We start from the raw sequence: 19,113 nt of genomic DNA, 5'->3' as shown, positions 1-19,113 counted from the left end.
GTCAGGCGGCGCCCCGCGCCACGCATCCCGCCAGGTGGTCGTCGACCAGACCGCCCGCCTGCATCAGGGCGTACGCCGTCGTCGGGCCGACGAACCTGAGGCCCCGCTTCTTCAGCGCCTTCGACAGGGCCGTCGACTCCGGGGTGATCGCGGGGACGTCCGCCAGGCTCTTCGGGACCGGGCGGGCGGCCGGGTCCGGGGCGTGGGACCAGATCAGGGCGTCGAGCTCGCCCGGGGCCCAGTCGGCCAGCACCTTCGCGTTGGCCACGGTCGCCTCGATCTTCAGCCGGTTGCGGATGATCCCGGTGTCGGCGAGGAGGCGCTCCTTGTCGGCTTCCGTGAAGGTGGCGACCCGGGCGATCTCGAACCCGGCGAAGGCCGCCCGGAAGCCCTCGCGGCGGCGCAGGATCGTGATCCAGGACAGGCCGGACTGGAAGGCCTCCAGGCAGAGCCGTTCGTACAGGGCGTCGTCACCGTGGACGGGGCGGCCCCACTCCTCGTCGTGGTAGGCCACGTAGTCCGGGCTGGACAGGGCCCAGGGGCAGCGCAGGATGCCGTCCGGCCCCGCGAGGGCCGTGCCGTCGCTCACCGCTGGTCCTCCTGGTCGGGCTTCTCCATGGAGACCTGGCCCCGCGGCGCCCGCGCGCCGGCGAGCGCGGACTCCAGGTCGGCGATGCGGGCGTCGCGCTCGGCGAGCTCGGCGCCGAGGCGGCTGAGGGCGTCGTCGACGTCGGCCATGCGGTAGCCGCGGGCGGCGAGCGGGAAGCGCAGGCCCTCGACGTCGGCGCGGCCGACCGGGCGGTCCGGCGGCAGCGGGGCGTTCAGCCGCTCGGGCGCGGCCTCCGGGAGCGGTCCGTCGCCCTCGCCGCCGCCCACCACGGCGAGCGTCACCGCGCCGACCACGACGGCCAGCGCGACGACCAGGAACAAGAACATGAGCATCGCTGTGGCCCCCACGGTCCGTGATGCGAGCGGTCGGGTGTGTCAGGGTCCGATCGTGCCATGCGACGCTGACGGTTAGGGTCGCAGGCGGCCACAAGGCCGTACGCAGCGGGAACGGCGAGGGGAAGGTCACAGGGGATGCTCAGGCTGGGCAGTCGTGAGTTCGGCGCGCACGAACCGGTGATCATGGCGATCGTGAACCGGACCCCGGACTCCTTCTACGACCAGGGGGCGACGTTCCACGACGAGCCGGCTCTCGCGCGCGTGGAGCAGGCCGTGGCGGAGGGCGCGGCCATCATCGACATCGGCGGGGTCAAGGCGGGGCCCGGCGAGGAGGTGACCGCGCGGGAGGAGGCGCGGCGGACGGTCGGGTTCGTGGCGGAGGTGCGCCGGCGCTTCCCGGACGTCGTGATCAGCGTGGACACCTGGCGCGCCGAGGTGGGTGCCGCGGTGTGCGAGGCGGGTGCCGATCTGCTGAACGACGCCTGGGGCGGTGTGGACCCCGGTCTGGCGGAGGTCGCGGCCCGCTACGGGGTGGGCCTGGTCTGCACGCACGCCGGGGGTGCCCGGCCCCGCACCCGGCCGCACCGGGTGACGTACGACGACGTCGTGGCGGACATCCTGCGGGTGACCGTGGGCCTGGCGGAGCGGGCGCTCGCGCTGGGAGTGCCCCGCGAGTCGATCCTGATCGACCCGGGGCACGACTTCGGGAAGAACACCCGGCACAGCCTGGAGGCGACCCGGCGGCTCGGGGAGATGGTGGAGACGGGCTGGCCGGTGCTGGTCTCCCTCTCCAACAAGGACTTCGTCGGGGAGACCCTGGACCGGCCGGTCAAGGAGCGGGTGGTCGGGACGCTCGCGACCACCGCGGTGTCCGCCTGGCTGGGCGCCCAGGTGTACCGGGTGCACGAGGTGGCGGAGACCCGGCAGGTGCTGGACATGGTGGCGTCGATCGCCGGGCACCGGCCGCCGGCCGTGGCGCGGCGGGGACTGGCCTGAGCCCCGGCCGCGCCCGTCACACACCCGGGGTCAGCGGCCCGCCTCCTTGGAGACCAGGGCCACCGCCTCGTCCACGTCGTCGGTGACGTGGAACAGCAGCAGGTCCTTCTCGGACGCCTTGCCCTGGGCCACCAGGGTGTCGGTCAGCCAGTTCACCAGGCCGCCCCAGTACTCGGTGCCGAACAGCACGATCGGGAAGCGGGTGACCTTCTGGGTCTGGACGAGGGTGAGGGCCTCGAAGAGTTCGTCGAGGGTGCCGAGGCCGCCCGGGAGCACCACGAACCCCTGGGCGTACTTGACGAACATCATCTTGCGGACGAAGAAGTACCGGAAGTTCAGGCCGATGTCGACGTAGGGGTTGAGGCCCTGTTCGAAGGGCAGTTCGATGCCCAGGCCGACGGAGGTCCCGTTCGCTTCGAGGGCGCCCTTGTTGGCCGCCTCCATGGCGCCGGGGCCGCCCCCGGTGATCACGGCGAAGCCGGCCTCGACCAGGCCCCGGCCCAGCCGCACCCCGGCCTCGTACTCCGGGGAGTCCACCGGGGTGCGCGCGGAGCCGAAGACGCTGATCGCGGGCGGCAGTTCCGCGAGCGTGCCGAAGCCCTCGATGAACTCGGACTGGATGCGCAGGACCCGCCAGGGGTCGGTGTGGACCCAGTCCGTGGGGGCGCGCTCGTCCAGCAGGCGCTGGTCCGTGGTGCCGGCCTGCACCTGGTGGCGCCGGCGCAGCACCGGCCCCAGTCGCTGCTCGTCGGGTGGCTGCTTCTTCCCCTCGGGGTTACCGGTAGCCATGTGCGCTCCCTCCGTGTGCCAGGACGTTCCACCTCAGCGTAGATCTACGCGGGTTACCTGCGGGGGACGTCAGCATGTCCGCGCTGCGACGTCCCAAACCCCCGGCGCGCCGACCGGCTCACGCCGTGAGCCACGCCCGCAGCCGCTCCTCCCCCGCGAGGACCTTCGCGGTCTCGACGCGTTCGTCCCGCTTGTGCGCCAGGTGCGGGTTGCCGGGGCCGTAGTTGACGGCGGGGACGCCGAGGGCGGAGAAGCGGGAGACGTCCGTCCAGCCGTACTTGGGCCGCGGGGTGCCTCCGACGGCCTCCATGAAGGCCGCGGCGGCCGGGTGGGACAGGCCGGGCAGGGCGCCGCCGCTGTGGTCGTCCACCACGAACTCCTCGACGCCGCAGTCGGCGAACACCTCGCGGACGTGCGCGACGGCCTCCTCCTCGGTGCGGTCCGGGGCGTAGCGGAAGTTCACGGTGACGACGCACTCGTCGGGGATGACGTTGCCCGCGACGCCGCCGGAGATGCCGACCGCGTTCAGGCCCTCCCGGTACTCCAGCCCGTCGATCACCGGGTACCGCGGCTCGTACGAGGCGAGGCGGGCCAGGATCGGGGAGGCCGCGTGGATGGCGTTCGAGCCCATCCAGGAGCGGGCGGAGTGGGACCGCTCGCCCGTGGTCTTCAGCAGCACGCGCAGGGTGCCCTGGCAGCCGCCCTCGACCTCGCCGTCCGAGGGCTCCAGGAGCACCGCGAAGTCGCCCTCGAGCCACTGCGGGCGGTTCTCCGCGATGTGCTTGAGGCCGTTGAGGTCGGCGGTGACCTCCTCGTTGTCGTAGAAGACGAACGTGAGGTCGCGGTTGGGGGCCGGGACGGTGGCCGCGATGCGCAGCTGGACGGCGACGCCGGACTTCATGTCGCAGGTGCCGCAGCCCCACAGGACGCCGTCGTCGTCCAGCCGCGAGGGCACGTTGTCCGCGATCGGCACGGTGTCGATGTGCCCGGCGAGGATGACCCGCTCCGGCCGGCCGAGGTCGGTGCGCGCCAAAACGTTGTTGCCGTACCGCTCGACCGTCAGATGCGGCAGGGTGCGCAGGGCACCCTCGATCGCGTCCGCGAGGGGCTTCTCCGAGCCGCTGACGGAGGGGAAGTCGACCAGCCGGGCGGTGAGCCGGGCGGCGTCGAGGCTGAGGTCAAGGGAGGTGTCGGCCATGGGGCCGACCCTAACCCCCGGTCCCGGTCTGCGGCCCCGTCCCTCTTTTCCCACCGCTCGCCTACCACTCAGTAGCCTCGGCTACCTTGTAGGCGTGCCGAAGACGTCGCCTTCCTCACGCCGTGGCCGCCTCCTCCGCCGGGGGGCGGCCCTGCTGATCCTCCTCGCCGTCGCGGGGTACCTCGCCGTGCAGTACGTCACCGGCGGCGCGCACGCGCCGGGCTGCGCGGTCGTCTCCGCCACGGGGGACGGCGCACGGTACGAGTTCACGCCGGAGCAGGCGGTGAACGCGGCGACGATCGCCGCGGTCGGCACCGGGCGGGGGCTGCCGGAGCGGGCGGTGACGATCGCGCTCGCGACCGCGCTGCAGGAGTCGGCGCTGCGCAACATCGGGCACGGCGACCGTGACTCGCTGGGCCTGTTCCAGCAGCGGCCGTCGCAGGGCTGGGGCACCCAGAAGCAGATCATGGACCCGACCTACGCGGCCGGCGCCTTCTACGCGCACCTGGCCAAGGTCCCGGACTACACCCGGCTGCCGCTGACGGAGGCCGCGCAGCGCGTGCAGCGCAGCGGCTTCCCGGAGGCGTACGCCAAGCACGAGCAAGACGCGGAGCTGCTGGCCGCCGCCCTCACCGGCCGCGCGGCCGCCACCCTGACCTGCGACGGCCGTCCGGACGCCGCGCCCACCGCGGGGACGGACCGGGTGCGGGCGGCGCTGGTGCGCGACTTCGGGCGCGACGCGCTGCAGGCGGCCGCCGCCGAGGTGGGTGCCGGCACGGCGTCGCCCACGCCGTCCGGCGCGCGGGGCGCGAGCGGGGACGGGCGGACCGTGGTGCTGCCGGTGACCGCGGACGGGAGAGCCGGAAAGCGCGCGGCCGGTGAGCGCGGCTGGCAGCTGGCGCACTGGGCCGTGGCCAACGCGTCCCGGCTGCACATCGAGCGGGTGACCTACGCGGGGCGGGAGTGGACCGCCGGGCACACCGACAGCCGGTGGCGGACGAGCGGGGCGCGGGGCACCCCGGAGGGCGGGAGCGCCGCGGACGCGGTCCGGATCACGACGACCCGGTAGTACGCGCACGCGTTCAGGGACTCACTCGTCGGGGTTACCGCGGGTGTCGCCGGGCGCTGGGGCGGGCAGGCTTCCCTCCGGTCGGCCGCACGCGGCCAAAACCCTTGCGAACAAAGGGATGTAAGGGTTCCGCATACTTTTCGACGCTGGGCATGATGTCCGCAATTGTCCACAGGCGATTATGCGACGCATTGCCAACTCTTTACGTTGTCGCGCCGCAACCTTCCCGGCCTTCGAGCGGTAGTCACTGCGCCGAGCCCGGAGATCAACAGCCTGTCGGTCAACTGCCGGGCCTGGTCGGACTCTTCATCGTTCTCACCCGACTTACCCGTCGAAGGAGCATCATGACCCTCCCCCTGACCCGCCGGATCGCCCGTGCCGCGCTGATCGTCGCTGCGGGAGCGGCTGCCGGGGTCGGTGCGGCCGGCTCCGCCAGCGCGGCCCCCGAACTGCCCGACGCGTCCAAGGTCGGCGGGCTCTCCGCCCTGGACGGCGCGAGCGTCGTCGACGGCGCCGCCCAGAACGCCACCGGGATCGCGAGCGGTGCCGTCGACAGCGCGGTCGACCAGGCACTGCCGACGGCCACGAAGACCGGCGACAAGGTCACCAAGAAGGGCACGAAGGCCGCCAAGAAGGCCGGCGGCAAGGTGACGAAGACCGGCGGCAAGGTCGCGAAGAAGGCCGCCCCGGCCGCCCAGCGGACCGCGGGCGGCGTGGCCGGCTCGGTCGGCACCGTCCTCGGCGACACCGCGGGGGCCGCCACCCAGGGCGGGCTGCCCACCACCGGCTCGCTGCCGGTGCAGGGCCTTCCGATCGGCTGACACAGCCGCCGGCGGACGACAGCGGCGGGGTCCGGGAAGCGTCCCGGACCCCGCCGCTCCGTGTGTCTCAGGCCAGCCGCTCGACCGCGGCCCGCACCCGCTCGTCGGTGGCCGTGAACGCCACCCTCACGTGCCGGGCGCCGGCCTCGCCGTAGAAGTCGCCGGGCGCCACCAGGACGCCGCGCTCGGCGAGGTGCGCCACCGTCGACCAGCAGGACTCGTCCCGCGTGGCCCACAGGTACAGGCTCGCCTCGCTGTGCTCGATCCGGAAGCCGTGGCCCTCCAGGGCCGTGCGCAGGGCGACGCGGCGGGCCGCGTAGCGCTCACGCTGGACGCGGACGTGCTCGTCGTCGCCCAGGGCCGCCACCACGGCCGCCTGGGTCGGCGCGGACGTCATCATGCCGCCGTGCTTGCGGATCTCCAGCAGCGGGGCCAGCACGCCCGGGTCGCCCGCCAGGAAGGCGGCGCGGTACCCGGCGAGGTTCGAGCGCTTGGACAGCGAGTGCACGGCGACCAGGCCGTCGTACGAACCGCCGTTGACGTCCGGGTGCAGGACGGAGACCGGCTCGGCCTCCCAGCCCAGCTCCAGGTAGCACTCGTCGGAGAACACCAGGACGCCGTGCTCGCGGGCCCAGGCGACGATCCGGGTCAGCTCCTGCTTCGGGAGGACCTTGCCGGTGGGGTTGGACGGCGAGTTCAGCCAGAGCAGCTTCAGCCCGCGCGGGTCCAGCTCGGTCGGGTCGTCGTACACCTCGTACCCGGCCCGGGCCAGCCGCGCGCCCACCTCGTACGTCGGGTAGGCCAGCCGCGGGTACGCCACCCGGTCGCCGGGGCCGAGGCCCAGCTGCGTGGGGAGCCAGGCGACCAGTTCCTTCGAGCCGACGATCGGCAGGACGTGCCGGTGGGTGACCTCGCGGGCGCCGAGCCGGCGCTCCACCCAGCCGGTGATCGCGTCCCGCAGCGCCGGGGTGCCCCACACGGTGGGATAGCCCGGGGAGTCCGCCGCGTCGATCAGCGCCTTCTGGATCAGCTCGGGGACCGGGTCGACCGGTGTGCCGACCGAGAGGTCGACGATGCCGTCCGGGTGCGCTGCGGCCGTCTTCTTGTACGGCTCCAGCCTGTCCCAGGGGAAGGTCGGGAGGCGGTCGGAGACTGCGGACACGGGATGTCGCTCACTTTCTGGTACGGCCGGACACGCCAACGCCCCGGTCCCGTACGGCGGTCGAGGCCGTACGGGACCGAGGCGGCACGCTGTGCGGGTCGCCGATGGGGGTTACCCGTTCTGCGGCGGCAGCGCGGCGATGAAGGGGTGGTCCCGCTCGATCAGACCGAGCTTGCTGGCGCCGCCGGGGGAGCCGAGCTCGTCGAAGAACTCGACGTTCGCCTTGTAGTAGTCCTTCCACTCCTCCGGAGTGTCGTCCTCGTAGAAGATCGCCTCGACCGGGCAGACCGGCTCACAGGCACCGCAGTCGACGCATTCGTCCGGGTGGATGTACAAGGACCGCTGGCCCTCGTAGATGCAGTCGACCGGGCACTCCTCGATGCACGCCTTGTCCTTGACGTCGACACAAGGCTGCGCGATGACGTAGGTCACGCTGTCGTTCCTCCTCGATTGGGCGCTGGCGGGCCTCCTCAGGCTCCGCCGCCTGGCGCGCGGGAGCGCGGCGTCGTCGATGCCCGCCCCTAGTATCTCCGTTCTTGGGCACGATCCGAACAGGAGGGGTGAACAGACCTGTGGAAATCTCTGCGACGGGGCGCCTTGAGGTCCGTATCACCGCTGCTGACGTGGGCAAACGGGTCTCCGTACGCTGCCTGGCCGATGCCGCTGGTTCGGGTGAGAAGTACACCGACACGGTGGGCGTGCTCGCATCGTGGGACGACGGTGTGCTGCTGATCACACGGAAGAGTGGTGAAACCGTCCACATCCCGGAATCCTCGCTGGTCGCCGGGAAGGTGGTGCCGGCCGCTCCGGCCCGCCGCCGCGGTCCCGCCGCGACCTACGAGGAGCTCGCGCGTGTCGCCGCGCGCGCGTGGCGGCCCGTGGAGAGCGAGCGGCTCGGCGCCTGGGAGCTGCGCGCCGCCGCCGGTTTCACCCGCCGCGCCAACTCCGTCCTGCCGCTGGGCGACCCCGGGCTGCCGCTGGACGCCGCGCTCGACGCCGTGCGCCGCTGGTACGCCGACCGGGGCCTGCCCGCGTACGTGCAGACCGCGACGGGTGCCGAGGGCACCCAGGAGCGGCTGTGCGCGGAGCTGGAGCGGCGCGGCTGGGAGCGCGAGGTGACCGCCGAGCTGTGGATCGGGGCCCTGGCGCCGGTCGCCGACCGGCACGAGGGCTCCGGAGTGGTGCTGAGCCGGGAAGCGGACGAGGCTTGGCTTGCGCGGTATCAGCGCAAGGGAGTGAGCGACGTGGCCCTGAAGGTGCTGGGCAGCGGTCCCTCGGTGTGGTTCGCGTCCGTCCCCGCCGGGGACGGCGAGGCGCCCGCCGCGATCGGGCGCTACGTGGTGGACGGCCGGTGGGCCGGGTTCTCCGCGGTCGAGGTCGATCCGGCGCTGCGGCGGCGGGGGCTGGCCCGCCGGGTGATGGCCGCGCTGTCGGCGCGGGCCCTGGACGAGGGGGCGTCGGCGGCCTGGCTCCAGGTCGAGACGGACAACTCGGGCGCGCGCGGCCTGTACGCCGGGATGGGCTTCGCCGCGCACCACGCGTACCACCACTACCGATCCGCCTGAGCGGCGGTAGCGATCACCGTGGAAGGGCACGAGCCGGCTATGCGTCCCCTGTATCCCCCGACCCCCGAGCGCTCCGGCGAGCTGCGGCGGCGGTTCGCCGAGGAGGCGCGGTCCGAGCGGCCCGACCTGTCCGCGCTCTGCCTGCTCATCGGGGCCGAGGCGGACGGGGAGCTGGACGAGCCGGGCATGGACGCCGCGCAGATGGAGCTGGACGACCTGGCGGGCCGGCTGCCGTACCGGCCGGGCGGGCCGCGCGCGTGGGCGGTGGCGCTGCGGGAGCTGCTCGGCGAGCGGTACGGGTTCCGCGGATGCGCGGCGGACTACGAGCGGCTGGAGTCGTCGCTGTTGCACCAGGTGCTGCTGCGACGCAGGGGGTTGCCGATCCTGCTGTCGGTCGTGTGGCTGGAGGTGGCCCGGCGGGCCGGGGCCCCGGTGTACGGGGTCGCGCTGCCCGGGCACTTCGTGGTGGGGTTCGGCCCGGCCGAGGAGCAGGTGCTCGCCGACCCGTTCGACGGAGGGCGGGTGCTGACCGGATCCGACGCGGAGTTGCTGGTGGCCGGGGCCACGGGGGCGCCGCTGGAGCCGTCGATGCTGACGCCGGCCGATCCGCTGGAGGTGGTGATGCGGATCCTCAACAACGTGCGCGCGTGGGCCGCGGCCCGGCCCGAGCGGACGGACGTGGCGCTGTGGGCGGTGGAGCTGTCGCTGCTGCTTCCGGCGCACCCGGCCCGGCTGCGGTTCGAGCGGGGCAGGTTGCTGGTCCGGCGCGGTGACTTCGTGCGGGGGGCCGTGGAGCTGGAGGAGTACGCGGAGCTGATCGACGTGGTGGACGAGGGGGCCGCGGAGCGGGTGCGCGCGGAGGCCCGCGCCGCCCGGGCCCTGCTGAACTGACCTACAGCCAGCCCTTCTCCCTCGCTATGCGCACCGCCTCCGCGCGGTTGCGGGCCGCCAGTTTCTGGATCGCCGTCGACAGGTAGTTGCGGACCGTGCCCTGGGACAGGTGCAGGGCCGCCGCGAGTTCGGCGTTGGTGGACCCGTCCTCCGCCGCGCGCAGCACCTCCCGCTCGCGGTCGGTGAGCGGGTTGGCGCCCTCGGCGAGGGCCGCCGCGGCGAGGGTCGGGTCGATGACCCGCTCCCCCGCCAGCACCTTCCTGATCGCCTCGGCCAGTTGGGCCGCCGGGGCGTCCTTGACGAGGAACGCGTCGGCGCCGGACTCCATCGCGCTGCGGAGGTAGCCGGGGCGGCCGAACGTGGTGAGGACGACCAGCTTCACGGCGGGCAGCTCGGCGTTCAGGAGGGCGGCCGCCTCGATGCCGGTCGCGCCCGGCATCTCGATGTCGAGCAGGGCCACGTCCACGTCGTGCGCGCGGGCCGCCGCCAGCACCTCGTCGCCGCGGGCCGCCTGGGCGACCACCTCGATGTCGTCCTCCAGGCCGAGCAGGGCGGCCAGGGCCTCGCGGACCATGGACTGGTCCTCGGCGAGGAGGACCTTGATCGTCGGGCTCATGCGCCGGATCCTACGTCCGCCGGGACAACCGTGGCCGGGGCGCGGGCGATCAGGCGGAAACCGTGCCGGGTCCCGCCCGCCTCCAGGGTGCCGCCGGCCTGGGTCAGGCGTTCCGTCAGGCCGGTCAGGCCGTTCCCCGGGCCACCGCCGGGGCCGCCGGGGCCGTCGTCCTCCACGGCGAGTTCCACGAGGAGGCCGTCCAGCGTCCGGCGGCGCAGGAGCTCCACCGTGCAGCGCCGGGCGCCGCTGTGGCGCACGACGTTGGTGACGGCCTCGCGCAGCGCCCAGGCCAGGGCCGTCTCGCTGTCCTCCGGGACGCCCGTGAGGTCCGGTTCGGCGGGGAGCTCGGCGGTGATGCCGGCCGCCGTCAACGCGACCCGGGCGCCCGCCAGTTCCTCCAGGAGCCGGGGTCTGCGGTAGCCCGCGACGGCGGCCCGGACGTCGACGAGCGCCTGCCGGCTGACCTGTTCGATGTCGGCGACCTGCTGGGCCGCCTTGTCCGGGTGGCCCGGGAGCATCCGGCCCGCCAGCTCGCTCTTCAGCGTGATCAGGGACAGCGAGTGACCGAGCAGGTCGTGCAGGTCGCGGGCGAGCCGCAGCCGTTCCTCGTTGGCGGCGAGCCGGGCGACCGTGGCGCGGGCCTCCCGCAGCTCTGTCGTCGTGCGGATGAGCTCCCGCACGCCGGTCATGGAGAAGCCGCCGAGCAGGGCCGGGAAGATCAGTCCGGTCAGGAAGGACGTGCCGCCCGGCACCACGAGGGCGGCGCCGGTCAGCAGGGCGGACACGGCCGGGATCGTCCAGCGGGCCAGGCGGAACGGCAGGGCGGCACCCGACGCGATGGCCACGTACACGTACAGCACGAGCCATTGCCGGCCCAGGGTCAGGCTGAGCACGGTCGACTGGGCGGCCAGCACCGCCAAGGAGCCGAGGACGACGGCGTGGTGCTCGCCGCGTCCGGCGCGGAAGACCAGGGCGAAGTACCAGGCGACGAAGGCGGCCAGGCCGATCCAGCCGAGGACCACGACGCCGTCGCCGTGGCCTCCGTGCAGCAGGTCGTCGACCGGCGCGCCCAGGTAGGCGAGCCAGACGCCGATCCAGAGGAACTTGACGACGTGCCGTCTGCGGTTCTGCGGGCGTTGCCCCATGCCGACGCTGCTCACGCCTTCAGCGTGTCCTTTCGGTACAGCCAGGCCGCGGCGCCGCCGACCAGCACGAGGAGCACGGCGAGGAGGGCGGTGTCCCCGGCGTCCGGGGCCTGACTCTGTTCGATGGCCTGACCCGGTGCAGCGTACGCGCGGGTGGGAACCCGCTCGGCGATGTCCTGGAGGCGGCCCGGGAAGGTGGTGGTCGGCACGGCTGTCGTCGTCACGGGTCCAGCCTGGCCGCCGGACGGGGGCCCCGGCAGTGCCGCCGGTCCTGTGTGCCGGATGACAGATGTCATACGACGGCAGGGGGCACCCGGCGTGCGCCGCGTGCCCCCTGGCCTGCCGAATCGCCGCTAGCTGGGGTTGGTGTCGATGGTGACCGTGCGCTCCGCCGGGGTCTTGCCGCGCAGTGCCTTGCGCAGGGCGGAGGCGACGTCCTCGGGGAGGACGTCCCGCTTGCCGCTGGCGCCGTTGATCTGCACCCCCGCGAAGGTGGTGCCGTAGGCCGTCTTGAGGGCCGTCAGGTCGTAGGTGTCGACGAGCTTGCCGTCGACGGCCTTCGCTCCGAGGATCTTCGGCAGGGACAGCGAGCCGAAACGGATGCTGTGGGCGGCGTCCGTCTGGATGGTGACCTGCTGGGCCATCGCCGGTTCGGCGAACTCCTTCATGAACCGGTCGACCTCCGCCTTGGCGACGGTCGGCTGCTGCGTGGTCGTCGCCACCTGGACCGCCGGGGACCGGCCCGTCTCCACCTGGGTGCGGTACGCCGCCTCGACGGCGGACGTCGAGCGGGCGACGTCGATGCCGGCGCCGGGCTTGCCGTACACGGCGACCGCCTTGCCGGTCTTGAACGAGACCGTGCCCTCGGTCACCGACCCGTTGCCGCCGGAGGCGGCCTGGAGGGCGGCGTGCAGCTTCTCCTCGTCGGTGGGCATGACCGGCTCGACGACCCGCTGGTTGCCGAACAGGGAGCCGATGACGGAGACCGGGTTGTAGTCGCTGCTGGCGGCGTCGCTCACCGTCTGCTGCATGTCGAACTGGAGCCCGGCCTTGTCCGGGTCCAGCGGGACGGTGCGCCCGCCCACCGACAGCTTCAGCGGCTGGCCGACCCGGTCCTCGAAGGCGTCGTCGAGTTTCTTCACGGCGTCGTCGCGGGTGCCGCCGCCGATGTCGACGCCGAGCACGGTGGTGCCCTTGGGCACGTCGGTGTGGTTCATCAGCAGACCGGCGCCGTACAGGCCGCCCGCGAGGACGACCAGGCCGCCGCCGAGCAGCGCCAGCTTGCTGCGGCCCTTCTTCTTGGGCGCGCGGGCCGCCGGGGTGCTCGACGCGGCCGGTTCGGGCGCGGCGGCGCCCGGCCCCCGGGAACCGCCCTGCGGGCCGCCGGACACGACCGGGATGCCGCTGGTGACGGTGTGCCCGGAGACGTTGTCCGCGACGCCGTAGTGCGGGTGACCGGGCTCGGGGGCGTGCTTCTGCGGGGTGAGGATCGCGGTGTCGTCGCTCAGGCCGCCGCCGGGGACGTGGCCCGGGGCGTGCGGGGCGGCGCCGGGACGGCCCGGGCCCGCGTGGACGCCGGGCGCGCCGGGACCGGCCGGGCCGGGGCCCATGGGCCCGCGGGGCCTGCCGGAGCCGCCGCCCGCGAGGGGCGGGCCGTCGCCGGTGACGGGGCCGGTCGTCGGGCCCGCGGGACCCTGCGGGCCGCCGCCGGGGCCGCCGCGGCCGAAGTCGTTCGGGCCGTTGAAGTCGTCGATGCCGCCGGGGTCACCGGGGCCGTCCGGGGCGTTGAAGTCGGCGGCCGGGTCGATGTTGCCGGGACCGCTGTAGCCGCCCTGGGGGCCGTGGCCGTTCGGGCCGCCGGAGCCGTTCCCCGCGAAGTACGGCAGGTCGTCGCGGCGCGCCTCACCGGCGGGCGGACGCGCGCCGGTGCCGCCGGACGTGCCGGTGCCGCCGCGCGGTCCGGCCGCGAGGGCCTCGGTCACGTCGAAGGAGCCGGTGCCGCCGCCGTGTCCGGGGGCCACCGGGCCGCCGGTCGCGCCGGGCAGCCCGGTGCCGGTGCCGCCGGACGTGCGGGCGCCGGGCACGCTCACCGAGCCGACGACGCCGCCGGGCCGTCCGGAACCGGCGCCGGGGCCCTTGGGGCCGGTGGCGGCCGGTCCCGAACCAGCGGGCGCACCCGATCCGTTGCCCGAAGGGCCGCTCTGAGGTCCCTTGGTGGACGGGGACTTGCGCGGCGCGAACCAGTCGCTGGCCTTCTCCTCCGCCGGTGCCCCGGGTTCGGCCGCCGGTTCGGCGGGTGCCGGGCCCGCGGAGGGGACGGCGGGCGCCTGGGTCCCCTGGGTGTCCGCGGCGGCGCCGGGCTTCCCGCTGTCGGAGACGGGCTTGCGCACGACGACCGGCGGGATCGGCCGTGATCCGGGGATGTTGATCCGGATGCGGGTCGTCAGCGTGGTCTCGGTCTTGCGTTCCTCCGGCGCGCCCGAACGGGCCGCGTCCGCACCGCTCTCGGAAGCCACGGGGGTCCCGTACGGCGGCGTCCCCGAAGGGTATGCGGCTCCGCCGCGCCCGTCGGGCCCGGAGGACGGAGTGTCAGTTTCACGACTCAAGGCAGGTTCTCCCGGTTGGCTCCGCCGCCCGTACCTCACTGCGTCGGGCGGCTCGGCGGCGCGCACCACCATACTGGCCACTTCTGACGCGTATCCCATGACCGCCTGGGAAACCCACACGGGACTCGCACGTGCACGGTATGAAGAAGTGGTACGTCACTTGCGAAGTCGGACCCCGTCACCACCCGGTTGCCGTAGCGGGGCAAGGGTGGCGCAGATCACAGCCACAGCCATGCCGCCGAGCAGGAAGAGGTAGGCGGAGGCTCCCGTGCCGAAGACGAAGTCGCCCTCGGGACGGCTGGCGGTGAGCAGGATGACGGTGATCGCCCAGCCCGCGGCGGCGGCGACGGCTCCGCCCCGGCTGCCCGTGGCGCGGGCGGCGCCGAGCATCAGCCCGGCCTCCCCGACGAGCGCCAGCAGCAGGCCGCCCGGGAACCAGGCGGGCTGCACCAGCGCCCCGGCGATCCCGACCAGGGCGCCGAGCACGAGGAGCCCCAGGTAGGCGAGGGCCCGGGGGGCGGAGGGGCCCTTCAGCGGCCGGGCGAGCATCGAACTCATGACGTCTCCTCGATCCCGGCGAACAGGTCGGTCTCGGGGGCGCCGGCGGGCTCCCCCTGCACCAGCTCGTAGTACTCGGTGGTCAGCAGGGGCTGGGCGAGCTCGTTGGACAGCGCGAAGTACCGGCCGGACACCTCGATCTGCGTGGCGTGCGCCCGCATCGCGGCGGCCTTGGCGCCGGCGTGCGCGGTGCCGTCGACGACGGTGGTGATCCGCTCGTCCTCGACGACGCCGGGCACGTCGGCCGCCGTGGCGGACTTGGCGAACGGCAGGCCGGGCAGATCCGCCTGGAGCCGGGCGAACGCCTCGTCCACGGCGGTGCGCGGGACGCGGTTCCAGTAGATCTTGGGGATGCGCCAGCCGGCCTCGGCGGCCAGCTCGGCGCCCCGCATGGCGACGCGGTGGGCCTGGATGTGGTCGGGGTGCCCGTACCCGCCGTTCGGGTCATAGGTGACGAGGACCTGGGGGCGCACCTCGAGGATGACGTCCACGAGCGCGCGGGCCGCCTCGTCGAGGTCCGCCTGCCACAGGCACGCGGGGTCGTCGTTGTCGGCGGTGTCCATCATCCCGGAGTCCTCGTAGCGGCCCGGGCCGCCGAGCTGACGGACGTCCTCGACGCCGAGCTCGCGCATGGCGGCGGTGAGCTCGCCGAGGCGGTACTCGCCCAGCGCGGCACCGGTCAGATGGCGCAGCCCGGCGGGGATGACCTCGCCGTGCTCACCGAGAGTGCAGGTGACCAGCGTGACCCGCGCCCCCTCGGCCGCGTACTTGGCCATGGTGACGCCGTTGTTGATCGACTCGTCGTCCGGGTGCGCGTGCACCAGGAGGAGACGCCGGGCAGGCAGTTCCGTCATGGGGCCACCCTACGAGGCGCCTGCTGCCCCCACTCGGCGACCTGTCCCCTGCGGCGGCGGGGCATGTCCACGGCGGGCGCCTGTCGTTTTCGTGATGGAGCCGTCGCGCTCGGTGACTTGTCCGGTGCTTGTCCGGTGGTGTCCGGGCTTGTCGGTACCGGTCGGACGGGTACGGAACGGGTCGGCACGGCCGTACGACGGAGGGGCGCGACATGTCTGTGGACGGGGAGATCCGGCGGCTCAAGAGCGAGGCCGACGAACCGGGTTGGGAGGTGGACCCGGACGACGACTGGGGCGTCGCGGTCGTCGCGACCGTGGGGCGGCAGCTGAAGCTCCGCCGGGAGGCGGTGGGGATGCGCGCCGCCGCCTTCGGGGAGGCCGTGGGGTACGGCGAGGACATGGTCTACAAGATCGAGGCGGGCAAGCGGATCCCCCGGCCCGAGTACCTGGACCTGGCGGACGAGGTACTGGGCGCCGGCGGGCTGCTCTCCGCGATGAAGGAGGACGTGAAGAAGGTCCGGTATCCCAAGAAGGTGCGGGATCTGGCGCAGTTGGAGGCGCGGGCCGTCGAGATCGGGGTCTACGTGTGCAGCAGCGTCCCCGGTCTGCTCCAGACCCCGGACCACGCGCGGGCGTTGCTGGCGTCCTGGCTGCCCGTCTACTCGACCGAGGATCTGGAGCGGCGCGTGGCCGCCCGCATGGCCCGGCGCTCGGTCTTCGAGCGGTCACCGGCCCCGGCTCTCGGATTCGTCCTGGAGGAGGCGACGCTGCACCGGAGGGTCGGAGGCACAATGGTGCGGCGACAGCAGTTCGAACGCCTGCTGGAAGTAGGACGGTTCAACAACGTCACGCTTCAGGTGATGCCGTTGACGAGTGCACCGCACCCGGGCATGAGCGGCAGGATCGAGCTGCTCAAGTTCGAGGACGGTACGGCTGTGGGGCGCTCCGACGGAGCGTTCAACGGGCGGCCGGTTTCGGACCCCAGGGAGCTGCGCATCCTTGAGCTGCGGTTCGGCACCATCCGGGCTCAGGCCCTGCCGCCCGGGGAGTCACTGGCCCTCATCGAGCACCTGCTGGGAGAGACATGATCCGCAAGTCCGCCGCCGGGCACGCCGGCGACCTGGCCTGGTTCAAGAGCAGTTATAGCGACGGCCCCGACGGCGACTCCTGTGTAGAGGTCGCCCGCACCCCGCGTGCCGTCCACGTCCGCGACTCCAAGGACACCGCCGGGCCGCGGTTCGCGGTCACGCCCGCGGTCTGGGCCGGGTTCGTGGCGTACGCCGCCGGGCGGTGAGGGGGGCGGGCTCCGGACCGTGGGGTGCGGAGCCCGAGGATGGCGCGCGGCTCAGAACTTGATGCTGCCGATCATGCCCGCGATGTTCGTCGTCAGCTCACTGATCGTGGGCGCGACGGTCGAGGACGCCAGGTAGAAGCCGAGCAGCATGCAGACGATCGCATGGCCCGCCTTCAGCCCTGACTTCTTGATCAACAGGAAGACGATGATCGCCAGCAGCACCACCGCCGAAATCGAGAGTGCCACGGCGGCTCACCTCCAAGAATCCCAAGCGGGGGTCGGTCTATGGGGGCAGATAAATCCATGCAGCAAGCCAGCAGGTTCATACCCACTATGCGACAGTGATCATAACTATCCGTACGTGCGCACTGGTCGGCGCACAGCCGCACAAGGGGGCGCACTGGCCAATATGGTCGGGGCATGACGACCGAGCCAGTCTCCTTCCCCAGGCGGCACGCCCGCACCCAGAGGTTCACCTTGGGAGCGCCCCGCGCGTTCACGGTGGCGCCGGACGGTTCCCGTGCCGTGTTCCTGCGCTCCCCCTCCGGTACCGACCCGGCGCATTCGCTGTGGGTGCTCGACACGGCGGACGGCCAGGAGCGCGTGACGGCGGACCCGCGTGCCCTGCTGGGCGGGGCGTCGGAGGACCTCCCGCCCGAGGAGCGCGCGCGACGCGAACGCAGCCGCGAGGGGGGCGCGGGCATCGTCTCCTACGGCACCGACGCGACCGTCGAGCTGGCCTCGTTCACCCTGTCGGGGCGGCTGTTCACGGCGGAGTTGCGGGCCGGCACGGCCCGTGAACTGCCCGTTCGGGGACCGGTGATCGACCCGCGCCCCTCCCCCGACGGACGGCACGTCGCGTACGTGGCGCGGGGCGCCCTGCGGGTGGTCGGCGCGGAGGGCGAGGACGACCGGGCGCTCGCCGAGCCGGAGTCGGACGGGGTCACCTACGGGCTCGCCGAGTTCATCGCGGCCGAGGAGATGGGCCGTCAACGGGGTTACTGGTGGAGCCCCGAGTCGGACCGGCTGCTGGTGGCGCGGGTGGACGACACGCCGGTGCAGCGGTGGTGGATCTCCGACCCGGCCCATCCCGACCGGGCGCCGCGGCAGGTGCCGTACCCGGCGGCGGGGACGCCCAACGCGGAGGTCCGGCTCTTCGTGGTCGGCCTGGACGGGGCCCGCACCGAGGTCTCCTGGGACCGGGCGCGCTATCCGTATCTGGCGCGAGTGCACTGGTCAGCGGCGGGTGCGCCGCTGCTGCTCGTACAGGCGCGCGACCAGCGCAGCCAGCTTTTCCTGGCCGTGGACCCGGCCACGGGGAGGACCCGGATGGTGCACGCCGACGAAGATCCACAATGGCTGGAACTTTTCCCTGGTGTGCCGTGCTGGAGCCCGTCCGGTCACCTGGTGCGCATCGCCGACGAGGGCGGCGCGCGGGTCCTGGCGGTGGGTGAACGCCCGCTGACGGGGCCGCAGTTGCATGTGCGCTCGGTGCTCGACGTGTCCGGCGACGACGTGCTGGTCTCGGCGTCGGCCGGGGCCTCGGCGACCGATCCCGAGATCGGCGAGGTCCACGTGTACCGGGTGAACGAGCTCGGCGTGGAGCGCGTCTCGCAGGAGCCCGGCGTGCACTCGGCGGTGCGCGCGGGAGGCGTCACGGTGCTCGTCTCCCACACACCGGAACGGCCCGGGGCCCGGGTCCAGGTGCTGCGCGACGGAAAGCGGATTGGCTTGGTCCGGTCGCATGCCGAAGATCCTGGAGTGACCCTTCGGCTCACTCTCACCGAGGGGGGCGCACGGCGCATCCCGTGCGCCGTGCTTATGCCTCGGGACTACGCCGGTGACACCCCCCTCCCGGTCCTGCTCGACCCCTACGGAGGGCCGCACGGCCAGCGCGTGGTGGCCGCCCACAACGCGCATCTGACCTCCCAGTGGTTCGCCGACCAGGGCTTCGCCGTGATCGTCGCCGACGGCCGGGGCACCCCGGGCCGCTCACCTGCCTGGGAGAAGGCCGTCAAGGACGACATCGCGGCGGTCGTGGTCGAGGACCAGGTCGACGCGCTGCACGACCTCGCCGGGCGGTTCCCGCTCGACCTCGGCCGGGTGGCCATCCGCGGCTGGTCCTTCGGCGGCTATCTCGCGGGCCTCGCGGCGCTGCGCCGCCCCGACGTCGTCCACGCGGCCGTCGTCGGCGCCCCCGTCACCGACCTGCGCCTGTACGACACCCACTACCAGGAGCGCTACCTCGGGCACCCCGGCGAACAGCCGGAGGTCTACCGGCGCAACTCCCTGATCGACGACGCCGGTCTGGTGGACGCGGCCGAGCCGCACCGCCCGATGATGATCGTGCACGGCCTGGTGGACGACAACGTGGTCGTCGCCCACTCGCTGCGGCTGTCCTCGGCCCTGCTCGCCGCCGGCCGGCCGCACGAGGTGCTGCCGCTGTCCGGGGTGACGCACATGACCCCGCAGGAGGAGGTCGCCGAGAACCTGCTGCTGCTCCAGCTCGACTTCCTGAAGCGGTCGCTGGGGCTCGTGTAGACGGCGACGGACCGGGGAGCCCATGGGCTCCCCGGTCCGTCTACGGCACCCGCACGGCCGTAC

Annotated in this window: 20 protein-coding genes and 1 pseudogene; 8 read left to right on the top strand and 13 right to left on the bottom strand. The window is 73.6% G+C overall.

The features are described from left to right. Position 1: 1 nt before the first annotated feature. On the bottom strand, positions 2–589 hold the full coding sequence (locus ACFRAC_RS09685; RefSeq protein WP_382922901.1) for a DNA-3-methyladenine glycosylase I: 588 nt from the start codon (positions 587–589) through the stop codon (positions 2–4). Further along, a complete protein-coding gene (locus ACFRAC_RS09680; protein WP_382922899.1) occupies positions 586–942 on the bottom strand; it encodes a DivIVA domain-containing protein in 357 nt (118 codons plus the stop codon). The genes ACFRAC_RS09685 and ACFRAC_RS09680 overlap by 4 nt, the downstream gene beginning before the upstream one ends. A 138-nt stretch (positions 943–1,080) precedes the next feature. Between ACFRAC_RS09680 and folP the strand changes: the two genes are divergently transcribed. Next, entirely contained in the window at positions 1,081–1,941 is an 861-nt protein-coding gene (gene folP, locus ACFRAC_RS09675) for a dihydropteroate synthase (RefSeq protein ID WP_382922897.1), read from the top strand. Between the two features lie 30 nt (positions 1,942–1,971). Here folP and ACFRAC_RS09670 read toward each other — a convergent pair whose 3' ends face one another. Beyond that, complete coding sequence (locus tag ACFRAC_RS09670) at positions 1,972–2,730, bottom strand: TIGR00730 family Rossman fold protein (protein ID WP_382922895.1); 759 nt, start codon at positions 2,728–2,730, stop codon at positions 1,972–1,974. Between the two features lie 118 nt (positions 2,731–2,848). Further along, positions 2,849–3,928: a succinyl-diaminopimelate desuccinylase gene (gene dapE, locus ACFRAC_RS09665; RefSeq protein WP_382922892.1), complete on the bottom strand. Its 1,080-nt coding sequence runs from the start codon at positions 3,926–3,928 to the stop codon at positions 2,849–2,851. 94 nt (positions 3,929–4,022) lie between these two features. Here dapE and ACFRAC_RS09660 point away from each other — a divergent pair, with 94 nt between their 5' ends. Then, complete coding sequence (locus tag ACFRAC_RS09660; RefSeq protein WP_382922890.1) at positions 4,023–4,997, top strand: heavy metal transporter; 975 nt, start codon at positions 4,023–4,025, stop codon at positions 4,995–4,997. Between the two features lie 344 nt (positions 4,998–5,341). After that, the gene (locus ACFRAC_RS09655) at positions 5,342–5,818 is read left to right on the top strand and encodes an ATP-binding protein (RefSeq protein WP_382922888.1); all 477 of its coding nucleotides are present in this window, start codon (positions 5,342–5,344) and stop codon (positions 5,816–5,818) included. Between the two features lie 67 nt (positions 5,819–5,885). Here the strand turns inward: ACFRAC_RS09655 and ACFRAC_RS09650 are convergent, their stop codons facing one another. Both ACFRAC_RS09650 and fdxA read right to left on the bottom strand, forming a co-directional pair. Further along, positions 5,886–6,980 carry a bifunctional succinyldiaminopimelate transaminase/glutamate-prephenate aminotransferase gene (locus tag ACFRAC_RS09650; protein ID WP_382922886.1) on the bottom strand — a complete coding sequence of 365 codons (1,095 nt, stop codon included), beginning with the start codon at positions 6,978–6,980 and terminating at the stop codon, positions 5,886–5,888. 111 nt (positions 6,981–7,091) lie between these two features. After that, entirely contained in the window at positions 7,092–7,412 is a 321-nt protein-coding gene (gene fdxA, locus ACFRAC_RS09645) for a ferredoxin (RefSeq protein WP_010474859.1), read from the bottom strand. Positions 7,413–7,552: 140 nt separating this feature from the next. Here fdxA and ACFRAC_RS09640 point away from each other — a divergent pair, with 140 nt between their 5' ends. Together ACFRAC_RS09640 and ACFRAC_RS09635 are read left to right on the top strand one after the other, a co-directional pair. Continuing rightward, positions 7,553–8,545, top strand: a complete 993-nt coding sequence (locus ACFRAC_RS09640; RefSeq protein WP_382922884.1) for a GNAT family N-acetyltransferase — start codon at positions 7,553–7,555, stop codon at positions 8,543–8,545. Positions 8,546–8,584: 39 nt separating this feature from the next. Further along, positions 8,585–9,436, top strand: a complete 852-nt coding sequence (locus ACFRAC_RS09635) for a tetratricopeptide repeat protein (RefSeq protein WP_382922882.1) — start codon at positions 8,585–8,587, stop codon at positions 9,434–9,436. A gap of 1 nt (position 9,437) precedes the next feature. On the opposite strand, the gene ACFRAC_RS09630 is transcribed toward ACFRAC_RS09635, so the two are convergent. From ACFRAC_RS09630 to mshB, 6 genes and pseudogenes are all read right to left on the bottom strand, one after another. Further along, positions 9,438–10,052 (bottom strand): response regulator transcription factor, encoded by a 615-nt coding sequence (locus ACFRAC_RS09630; RefSeq protein ID WP_382922880.1) that lies wholly within the window; start codon positions 10,050–10,052, stop codon positions 9,438–9,440. Next, positions 10,049–11,212, bottom strand: a complete 1,164-nt coding sequence (locus ACFRAC_RS09625) for a sensor histidine kinase (protein ID WP_382922878.1) — start codon at positions 11,210–11,212, stop codon at positions 10,049–10,051. Before ACFRAC_RS09625 ends, ACFRAC_RS09630 begins: the two co-directional genes overlap by 4 nt. Next, positions 11,209–11,406: pseudogene (locus ACFRAC_RS09620) on the bottom strand (ABC transporter permease); the annotation flags it as partial. The pseudogene ACFRAC_RS09620 and the gene ACFRAC_RS09625, both read right to left, overlap by 4 nt. 144 nt (positions 11,407–11,550) lie before the next feature. Then, complete coding sequence (locus tag ACFRAC_RS09615; RefSeq protein WP_382922876.1) at positions 11,551–13,803, bottom strand: hypothetical protein; 2,253 nt, start codon at positions 13,801–13,803, stop codon at positions 11,551–11,553. A 156-nt stretch (positions 13,804–13,959) separates the two neighbouring features. After that, positions 13,960–14,361 (bottom strand): DUF6113 family protein, encoded by a 402-nt coding sequence (locus ACFRAC_RS09610; RefSeq protein ID WP_382922874.1) that lies wholly within the window; start codon positions 14,359–14,361, stop codon positions 13,960–13,962. Beyond that, positions 14,358–15,215: an N-acetyl-1-D-myo-inositol-2-amino-2-deoxy-alpha-D-glucopyranoside deacetylase gene (mshB, locus tag ACFRAC_RS09605; RefSeq protein WP_382922872.1), complete on the bottom strand. Its 858-nt coding sequence runs from the start codon at positions 15,213–15,215 to the stop codon at positions 14,358–14,360. The genes ACFRAC_RS09610 and mshB overlap by 4 nt, the downstream gene beginning before the upstream one ends. Before the next feature lie 212 nt (positions 15,216–15,427). Between mshB and ACFRAC_RS09600 the strand changes: the two genes are divergently transcribed. Further along, positions 15,428–16,303 (top strand): helix-turn-helix domain-containing protein, encoded by an 876-nt coding sequence (locus tag ACFRAC_RS09600; RefSeq protein ID WP_382922870.1) that lies wholly within the window; start codon positions 15,428–15,430, stop codon positions 16,301–16,303. Further along, positions 16,300–16,509, top strand: a complete 210-nt coding sequence (locus tag ACFRAC_RS09595; RefSeq protein ID WP_382922868.1) for a DUF397 domain-containing protein — start codon at positions 16,300–16,302, stop codon at positions 16,507–16,509. Before ACFRAC_RS09600 ends, ACFRAC_RS09595 begins: the two co-directional genes overlap by 4 nt. Before the next feature lie 51 nt (positions 16,510–16,560). Here the strand turns inward: ACFRAC_RS09595 and ACFRAC_RS09590 are convergent, their stop codons facing one another. Next, positions 16,561–16,755: a hypothetical protein gene (locus tag ACFRAC_RS09590; protein WP_003992731.1), complete on the bottom strand. Its 195-nt coding sequence runs from the start codon at positions 16,753–16,755 to the stop codon at positions 16,561–16,563. 174 nt (positions 16,756–16,929) lie between these two features. Here ACFRAC_RS09590 and ACFRAC_RS09585 point away from each other — a divergent pair, with 174 nt between their 5' ends. Beyond that, positions 16,930–19,050 (top strand): prolyl oligopeptidase family serine peptidase, encoded by a 2,121-nt coding sequence (locus tag ACFRAC_RS09585; protein WP_382922865.1) that lies wholly within the window; start codon positions 16,930–16,932, stop codon positions 19,048–19,050. Positions 19,051–19,113 lie beyond the last annotated feature (63 nt).

This window comes from Streptomyces sp. NPDC056628 (assembly GCF_042792555.1).
GTDB lineage: Bacteria > Actinomycetota > Actinomycetes > Streptomycetales > Streptomycetaceae > Streptomyces.
This window is presented reverse-complemented; position numbering and strand designations above follow the sequence as displayed.

Coding starts and splice junctions, on each gene's coding strand:
- ACFRAC_RS09630 (WP_382922880.1), bottom strand. CDS start 10,052: ATGAGCCCGACGATCAAGGTCCTCCTCGCCGAGGACCAGTCCATGGTC.
- ACFRAC_RS09680 (WP_382922899.1), bottom strand. CDS start 942: ATGCTCATGTTCTTGTTCCTGGTCGTCGCGCTGGCCGTCGTGGTCGGC.
- folP (WP_382922897.1), top strand. CDS start 1,081: ATGCTCAGGCTGGGCAGTCGTGAGTTCGGCGCGCACGAACCGGTGATC.
- mshB (WP_382922872.1), bottom strand. CDS start 15,215: ATGACGGAACTGCCTGCCCGGCGTCTCCTCCTGGTGCACGCGCACCCG.
- ACFRAC_RS09585 (WP_382922865.1), top strand. CDS start 16,930: ATGACGACCGAGCCAGTCTCCTTCCCCAGGCGGCACGCCCGCACCCAG.
- ACFRAC_RS09595 (WP_382922868.1), top strand. CDS start 16,300: ATGATCCGCAAGTCCGCCGCCGGGCACGCCGGCGACCTGGCCTGGTTC.
- ACFRAC_RS09635 (WP_382922882.1), top strand. CDS start 8,585: ATGCGTCCCCTGTATCCCCCGACCCCCGAGCGCTCCGGCGAGCTGCGG.
- ACFRAC_RS09670 (WP_382922895.1), bottom strand. CDS start 2,730: ATGGCTACCGGTAACCCCGAGGGGAAGAAGCAGCCACCCGACGAGCAG.
- ACFRAC_RS09610 (WP_382922874.1), bottom strand. CDS start 14,361: ATGAGTTCGATGCTCGCCCGGCCGCTGAAGGGCCCCTCCGCCCCCCGG.
- dapE (WP_382922892.1), bottom strand. CDS start 3,928: ATGGCCGACACCTCCCTTGACCTCAGCCTCGACGCCGCCCGGCTCACC.
- ACFRAC_RS09600 (WP_382922870.1), top strand. CDS start 15,428: ATGTCTGTGGACGGGGAGATCCGGCGGCTCAAGAGCGAGGCCGACGAA.
- ACFRAC_RS09655 (WP_382922888.1), top strand. CDS start 5,342: ATGACCCTCCCCCTGACCCGCCGGATCGCCCGTGCCGCGCTGATCGTC.